Here is an 8,058-nt window from a genome sequence, read left to right as displayed (position 1 = left end):
CGAGGGCAGCGCCGAGCAGATCCTCCAGACCCTGCAAGCCGGCCTCGAACAGGTCATGTGAACCGCAGATCATGACCGAACTGAAGGAGGCGTCCACGATGGACGTAACGACGGCGACGAAGCCGGCCGTGACGGCACATGATCCACGTCAGCGCGGGCGTGGTCTGCACCCCGGGCGGAAGAAGACGATGGCGGCCATGCTGGCCCCGTCCATCATCCTGCTTGTCGCGCTCAATGCCTACCCGCTCTTCTACGCGGCGAACCAGTCCCTGCGTGACGGTGGCATCGCGGGGCCGGGCGAACTCGTGGGGCTGGAGAACTACTCGACGGCGCTGCAGGATCCGGCGTTCTGGCAGGCGGTGCGTTTCACGCTGCTGTTCACAGTGCTCTCTGTGTTCGTGGCTTGGGTCGTCGGCATGGGCCTGGCGCTCGTGCTGCGCCGTGACTTCCCCGGCAGGTCGGCCTTCAAGGTTCTCCTGCTCCTGCCGTGGGTGGTCCCCGTAGTTGTCAGCACGACGAGCTGGAATTTCCTTGTCGCTACGCCCTCCAGCCCGATACCCACCCTCCTCAGAGCGCTAGGTTTCGGCGACGTCCAGATCCTGGCGAACGCTGGATCGGCGATGGCGATCGTGATCATCTTCAAGATCTGGGGAACGTTCCCGTTCATGATGATGATGATGAGTTCCGCTCTGCAGGCCGTGGACGGGAGCGTCGAGGAGGCCTCCCGACTCGATGGCGCAAGCAGATGGCAGCGAGTTCGCCACATCATCCTGCCGATCACCGCCAAGCCCATCTACATCTCGTGGGTGCTCGCGTCGATCTTCACGATCAACGACTTCCCTTCCGTCTACCTGCTGACCGGTGGCGGTCCGACGGGATCGACATCGACGCTCGTGGTGTTCGCCTACCGGCTCGTTTTCCAGGACTTCCGTACGGGATACGGGGTCGCGGTCGCTTTTCTCATCACGGCCGCACTGATCGCCATATCCATCTACTTCTTCCGGCGCATCTACCGAGCGCCAGTCAACGTCTGAGGGGGTTGCCATGACACGCATGAAGACGTCCCCGTCTGCCCGTTCGGTAACAGGCACGCGCGATCGCGACAGGTTGGTGCGCAAGCAGCGACGGGAGGCTGTATCCCGGTGGGGCAAGACGCTGGTGATGGCGATGGTCACTCTTATCGTCCTGACGCCGATCATCCTCATCCTTGTGCTGTCGCTGCGGTCCGGCCAGACGGCATCCGGGGTCTATTCGTGGAACTTCTCCAACTACGTCGAGATCTTCACGAAGACACCCGTGATGGTTTACCTGGGAAACACGCTCGTCGTCACCTTCGGTACTACGATCTTCGCGGTGATCATCGGCGCGCTGGCCGGCTATCCGATGTCCAGACTCCGCAACAGATTCATCGCTGGCTACACGCTTTCACTGTTCGTCGTCCAGAGCCTTCCGGTGATCGTCTTCGTCATTCCCCTGTTCGTCGTCTTTGCGAACGTTGGGCTGGCCGACACGCTGAGTGGCGTGGCGATCATCTTCATCGCCGGAAGCATGGCGGTCACGTGCTGGATGATGGCGAGCTACTATGACTCGATTCCCGTCGAGCTGGAGGAAGCCGCGTGGGTCGACGGCGCCTCCATGTGGGGCGGTTTCATTCGAGTCGTGCTGAGGAACTCGTATCCGGGAATCCTCTCCGCAGCGATCTTCAGCTTCCTCGTCGCGTGGAACGACTACCTCATTGCCACAGTTTTCCTCCGGACTCAGAGCAATTTCACGCTGCCGATCGGCCTGCAGACCTTCTTTCAGCAGAATGCGACCGACTGGGGGCCCGTCATGGCGATGTCCGTCGTCATGTTGCTGCCGCCGGTGATCGTGTTCGCTGTGCTGAACCGCTTCTTCTCCATCGGTGGGATTGGGGGAGCGATCAAGTGACGTCCGCGCAGAAAGGTGATGACATGGGCCAGCCCGTCGAGAGTGCGGCAACCCGCCGAGCACGGAACTACCCCGCCGACACGGCGTGGTTCTGTGACTTCCAGACCTTTCCTGTCGAAGGGCTGGGGCCGGAAGTGGGGGTGCACCGACGGGACCCGAGTTCGGTGCTCACCGTCGATGGCCGGTACCACGTCTGGTACACGCGCTCGACGGGAGAAACTGATGGATTCGGCGAGGACCCGATGGCCAAGGTCTTCCCGTGGGACTGGTCGGAGATCTGGCACGCGACTTCGGACGACGGTGTGGTCTGGGTCGAGCAGGGCCGCGCACTCGGACGCGGGGAGCCGGGGAGCTACGACGATCGGAGCGTGTTCACGCCGGAGGTTCTCGAGCACGACGGGTGGTTCTACCTCGTGTACCAGGTGCTCCGCTCCCCGTATCGCTTGCGGAGCCCCGAATCGATCGCAATCGCCAAGGCCCCGGGACCCGATGGTCCGTGGGAACGCTCGACGAGGCCGATTCTCGAACCGCAGGCGGACGGGGAATGGGCGGGTCAGGAGGACAACCGCCTCAGCGTGGTGTCCCGCGGCTCGTTCGACAGCCTCAAGGTCCACGATCCGATCCTCGTGCCCTATCGGGGTCGGTTCTACCTGTACTACAAGGGCGAGCAAATGGGGGAGGGGTTCACCGCCGGCGGCCGCACCACGCGCTGGGGCGTCGCCATCGCCGACCATGTCGAGGGTCCGTACCGACGCTCGCCGGCGAACCCTGTGACGAACAGCGGGCACGAGACGTGCCTGTGGAAGCACGGCGACGGGATCGCCGCGATGCTCTCCACCGACGGCCCTGAGCGCAACACCATGCAGTTCGCCCCGGACGGGATCAACTTCGAGATCATGGCATACATTCCGGCGCCGCCGGTCGCGGCCGGACCACTGCGCCGCGACGAGCCCGTCGACGCTCCGCTGGACGGAGTCCGCTGGGGGCTGTGCCACGACGTGTCGAACACCTGGAATTACATCCTCGGGTTTGCCGCGGACGAGAGGCAGAAGACCTTCTACACGAGCGGACAGAGTCCGGAGACTGCGCACGTGCCTGCCGTGACCGCGCTCCCGCCTCCCGGCCGGCGCTGATCACGCGCATACGACGAGACGGGCGGGGCCCGCACACTTCAGGGAGAGACACGATGGCCACGATCGAACGAGTACGCACGGACCTCTTTCGCGTACCGCTTCAGACCAAGCTCACCGACTCGATGCACGGCGCGATGATGGACTTCGAACTCATCACCGTACGCATCGAGGACAGCGACGGGGCGGAGGGTCTGGGATACACCTACACCGTCAACCACGGCGGTGGGGCCGTCGCCACGATGATCCGGGACGACCTGACCGGGAGCCTCGTCGGGGCCGATGCCGACCGGATTGAGGCGATCTGGCAGTCGATGTGGTGGCGACTCCACTACGCCGGGCGAGGCGGGCACGCCACCTCGGCGATCTCGGCCGTCGACATCGCGTTGTGGGACCTGCAGGGTGTGCGCGCGCAGACTCCGCTGTGGAAGCTGTTCGGCGGATACGACCCTGTCGTCCCCGTCTATGCCGGGGGGATCGATCTCGAGTTTCCGCTGACTGACCTGAAGTCGCAGGCGGACAGGTTCATCGCCGAAGGGTTCCGCGCCATCAAGATGAAGGTGGGACGACCCGACCTGCGTGACGACGTCGCCCGGGTGGCGGCGATGCGCGAACACCTGGGGGACGGCTTTCCGCTCATGGTTGACGCCAACATGAGATGGACCGTCGACGGCGCCATCCGTGCGGCAAGGGCCCTCTCACCGTTCGACCTGGGATGGATCGAGGAGCCGACCATTCCAGACGACCTCGTGGGCAACGCGCGAGTCGTGCGCGAGAGCGGACACACGATCGCCGGGGGCGAGAACCTCCACACCCTCTATGACTTCCAGAACGCCGTGCGCGCTGCATCGCTGACCTTGCCCGAGCCCGACGTCAGCAACATCGGCGGGTACACGACGTTCCGCAAGGTCGCCGCCCTGGCTGAGGCGAACAACATGCTTCTGACCTCTCACGGCGTGCACGACCTCACCGTGCACGCTCTCGCCGCAGCTCCGCATCGGACATACATGGAGGCCCACGGCTTCGGCCTCCACGCGTACATGGCCGACCCCATGAGAGTCGTCGACGGCCACGTGTCGGCACCGCATCGACCTGGACACGGCGTCGTACTGGACTTCGACCGCCTGGCCAGGACGGCGGCCGCGTGACACGGACCGAGGGCGCCTGGAGCGGAAAGGTAGCCGTGGTGGCGGGCGGTGCCCGGGGCATCGGAGCCGCGGTGGCCGAGGCCGGTACCCGCGAGGGCGGTGAGATCTGGGTGCTGGACGTCCACGCGTCGGCCGGGGAACGCCTCGCCGAACGCCTCGGTGCCCGAGTTCGTCACCGCACTGTCGACGTGACCGACGAGGCTGCTGTCGCGCGGGCCGTGGATGAAGTTCTGTCGACCCATGGAAAGGTCGACGTACTGGTGAATGCTGCGAACCGGGACGGAGAGTTCGACGCACGCACGATGACCGGTGATGAGTGGGACGCGTTCATGAAGCTCGGATTCAAGGCTCCGTGGCTCATGACGCGCGCCGTCCTGCCGGCGATGGAGCGCGCCGAAACCGGCAGCATCATCAACATCGGTTCGCTGCACGCCACGCACACCGCGGAGGGAGCCTTCCCCTACGGCGCGGCGAAGGCGGGTGTCGCAGGGATGAGCCGCTCCCTCGCACTCGACGTCGGTTGCCTGGGCATCCGGGTGAACACCGTCGATCCAGGCTGGACACTGAGCGAGCGTGTGAACGAACACTTCGACCAGGCGGGCGCCCACGAACGTGCGCGTGTCGAGAAGCTGCACGCGCTGCGTCGTATGGCACAGCCGGCGGAAATAGCCGAGGTCGTGGTGTTCCTCGGTTCGGACTCCGCAAGCTTCGTCACCGGCGCCAGCTGGGCCGTCGACGGTGGCCTCGGCGCACGGCACGCCTGAGGCCCGCCGTCGTGCCAGGCGTCTCTGGCTACCCGAACGTACCGCGAACGAGAGGATCCGACATGCTGCCCACCCTGGCCGAGCTCCGACCTTGGCACGATCCGTCGACGACCGCGATCCACAGGCTCCCGATGCGCGCACGGCCTGCGATGACCGGTGACCGTGCGCTCCCGCTCGACGGAGACTGGTCGTTCCGGCTCTTCGCGTCACCGGAAGTAGTCCCGAGCGATGTCGTCGACGTCGACGCCCCTTCTGGGCAGTGGCGTTCGATCGTCGTCCCCGGCAGCTGGCCCGTACAGGACGTCGGCGACAAGCCCCACTACACCAACATCCAGATGCCGTTCTCCGAACCACCCCCACACCTGCCGGAGCACAACCCCACGGGTGTCTACCGCCGGGAGTTCGAAGTTCCGCCGAACTGGACTCGTGAACGCGTCGCCCTGCACATCGGAGCCGCGGACAGCGTCCACGCGGTGTACCTCAACGGGACCTTCGTCGGCTATGGCACCGATGCGCGTCTCGCCAGCGAGTACGACGTATCGCACGTCGTGCAGGCTGGCGTGAACGTGCTGGCCGTCGTCGTCATCCGTTACTCCGCGCAGAGCTTCGTCGAGGACCAGGACGGGTGGTGGCTCGCGGGACTGCACCGCAGCGTCCGGCTCGAGTCCCGACCGGCCGTCGCAATTGCGGACATTGATGCTCGTGCCGACTTCGACCCGGGGTCCTGCCAAGGTGCACTGGACCTTCGGGTGACTGTCGATCACGGGGGCCTCGGTCCCGTCCCGGAGGGGTACACGGTCCGCGCGCACGTACGCGGGAATGTCGCCGAAACGAAGCAGGCTCCGGTCCCTCACGACCCGACCCGGACCTATGAGTTCTCGGGACACATCACACGTCTGGGATGGGAGGGCCTGGAGGTCCAGCCCTGGTCGGCAGAGACTCCGTATCTGTACGACGCCGTGGCGGAGCTCGTCGACCCCGACGGTGCTGTAGTCGACGAGACCACCGTGCGGATTGGGTTCCGGCGGGTCGAGATCGACGGTGCCAGCCTTCTCGTCAATGGCCGAAGAGTGTGGATCTTCGGGGTCAACCGGCATGACCACGACCCAGATCGTGGAGCAGCGGTCGACGTCGATGCGATGCGCGCGGACCTGATCGAGATGCGGCGGATGAACATCAACGCCGTACGGACATCGCACTACCCCAACGATCCGGCGTTCTACGACCTGTGTGACGAGCTGGGCTTCTATGTTCTCGACGAGGCCAACATCGAGTCGCACGCCTACAACTGGTACCTCTGTGGCGACGTCAGATACCGGGCGACGTGGCTCGAACGGGGAGCGCGCATGGTGGCCCGCGACCGGAACCACCCCTGCGTCATCCAATGGAGCCTTGGCAACGAGAGCGGGTACGGCGTCAACCATGATGCGCTGGCCGGTTGGATCCGCCGTGCAGACCCCTCACGCCCGCTGCACTACGAGGACGCCATCCGCTTCTCTGGCTGGGCCGACGGCGGACGCCACGGAACAGACGTGGTTTGCCCGATGTACCCGAGCATCGAAGAGATCCGCCAGTACTCGGAGCAGGTCGTGGCGGGCAGAGCTGACCGCCCCCTCATCATGTGCGAGTACTCGCACGCCATGGGGAACAGCAACGGCTCCCTGGCAGACTACTGGGACGTCATCTCAGCGAGCCCAGGCCTTCAGGGAGGGTACATCTGGGAGTGGAAGGACCACGGGCTGCGTCAAGTGCTCGACGACGGCTCGATCCGGCTCGCCTACGGGGGCCAGTTTGGCGACACACCGCACGACGCGAACTTTGTGGCCGACGGAATCGTCTCGGCGGACAGAGAGCCGCACCCGGCCGCTGCCGAGATCGCCTGGGTCTACCGGCCGGTCGTGACCGAGCTGGTCCGGGGCGGTCTCCAGATCACGAACCGGCGTCAGTTCGCTGATCTCGATGACCTGGTGCCGCACTGGGAGCTTGCCGTCGATGGCGTCACCGTCGAGTCCGGTGACTTGGAGGTCGGCAGGATTGCACCGGGCATCTGCCACGACGTGCCGCTTCCCTCGAAGATGCCCGACGGTCCGGGCCGGGTGCACCTGAACGTGACATGGCGATTGCGAACGGCCACCTGGTTCGCCGAGTCGGGCCACTTAATGGCGTGGGATCAGATGGAACTGCGGGAGGGCCGACCGGGACCACCCATCGATCCAGTGGTCCGTGTGCCGATACGTCCCGATGCCGTCGACGAAGCGGTACCCAACGTCTGGCGTGGCGCGACGGACAATGACGGACTCAAGCTGCTCGAGGAGATCGTACGAGTCCGAGAGATGGGCTCTCCGACACTCATCCGCTGGCGTGATGCCGGGATCGATGTCAAGCCGGCCGATCAGGTCGTGCGCCACTCCTCCACTGTGGAACGACAAGCCGAGGCCGTGGAGGTCCGCCACGTATTCGAGGTACCTGACTCTGCGGCTGACCTTCCACGAGTCGGTGTCCTGATGCGGGTCGATCCCCGCTTCGACCGACTCCGGTGGCTCGGGCGCGGTCCCCACGAGAACTACTCCGACCGTGACAGGTCCGCGCACTGGGGAATCTGGTCCGGGCCCATCGAGGATTCGCCCTACCTGGTCCCACAGGAGTTCGGCCTCCGCACGGAGACGGACTGGATCGAGCTCGTGGACGACTCAAGCGGGGAGTTTCTGAGGTTCTCGACACTCGAAGAGCGCTTTTCCTGGTCTGCGACGCGCTACTCACCACAGGCGCTCTTCGCTGCGGCCAATGACAGCGACCTCGCCGCAGACGACCGGATCGTGTTGTGCCTCGATGCGGCGCACCGAGGGCTCGGCACAGGGGCGTGCGGTCCGGATGTGCTCGAGCGGTACCGGATCAGCCCTGGTCGGTACGACCTCACATACCGGATCGAGATGTTCGAGAGCGACGATGGCAGGGGCGTGGACAAGTCCGTTACCGAAAGGTGACGCGGCGAGGGTTGCCAATGGGGGACAGGTGCGGCACGATTTGGAAAACCGGTTCACCAGTTTGGTGGCGTCCTGATGCAACGATGCTCGAGGGAGAGTGTGA

The 8,058-nt window shown here is 65.2% G+C and carries 6 protein-coding genes; all 6 read left to right on the top strand.

The window, feature by feature from the left end:
• The first annotated feature begins 98 nt into the window (after nt 1–98).
• The 6 genes from EYB28_RS19885 (at nt 99) to EYB28_RS19860 (ending at nt 7,955) form a co-directional block, all read left to right on the top strand.
• Nucleotides 99–1,034 carry a carbohydrate ABC transporter permease gene (locus EYB28_RS19885; protein ID WP_240930792.1) on the top strand — a complete coding sequence of 312 codons (936 nt, stop codon included), beginning with the start codon at nt 99–101 and terminating at the stop codon, nt 1,032–1,034.
• Nucleotides 1,035–1,053: 19 nt separating this feature from the next.
• The gene (locus EYB28_RS19880) at nt 1,054–1,929 is read left to right on the top strand and encodes a carbohydrate ABC transporter permease (RefSeq protein WP_240930791.1); all 876 of its coding nucleotides are present in this window, start codon (nt 1,054–1,056) and stop codon (nt 1,927–1,929) included.
• A gap of 23 nt (nt 1,930–1,952) precedes the next feature.
• Complete coding sequence (locus EYB28_RS19875; RefSeq protein ID WP_166853028.1) at nt 1,953–3,062, top strand: glycosyl hydrolase; 1,110 nt, start codon at nt 1,953–1,955, stop codon at nt 3,060–3,062.
• A 53-nt stretch (nt 3,063–3,115) separates the two neighbouring features.
• Complete coding sequence (locus EYB28_RS19870) at nt 3,116–4,207, top strand: mandelate racemase/muconate lactonizing enzyme family protein (RefSeq protein WP_166853025.1); 1,092 nt, start codon at nt 3,116–3,118, stop codon at nt 4,205–4,207.
• Nucleotides 4,204–4,971 (top strand): SDR family NAD(P)-dependent oxidoreductase, encoded by a 768-nt coding sequence (locus EYB28_RS19865; RefSeq protein WP_166853022.1) that lies wholly within the window; start codon nt 4,204–4,206, stop codon nt 4,969–4,971. Before EYB28_RS19870 ends, EYB28_RS19865 begins: the two co-directional genes overlap by 4 nt.
• Nucleotides 4,972–5,033: 62 nt before the next feature.
• A complete protein-coding gene (locus EYB28_RS19860; RefSeq protein ID WP_166853019.1) occupies nt 5,034–7,955 on the top strand; it encodes a glycoside hydrolase family 2 TIM barrel-domain containing protein in 2,922 nt (973 codons plus the stop codon).
• The last annotated feature ends 103 nt before the right edge of the window (nt 7,956–8,058 follow it).

Source organism: Isoptericola sp. BMS4 (genome assembly GCF_011634835.1).
Taxonomy (GTDB): domain Bacteria; phylum Actinomycetota; class Actinomycetes; order Actinomycetales; family Cellulomonadaceae; genus Isoptericola.
This window is presented reverse-complemented; position numbering and strand designations above follow the sequence as displayed.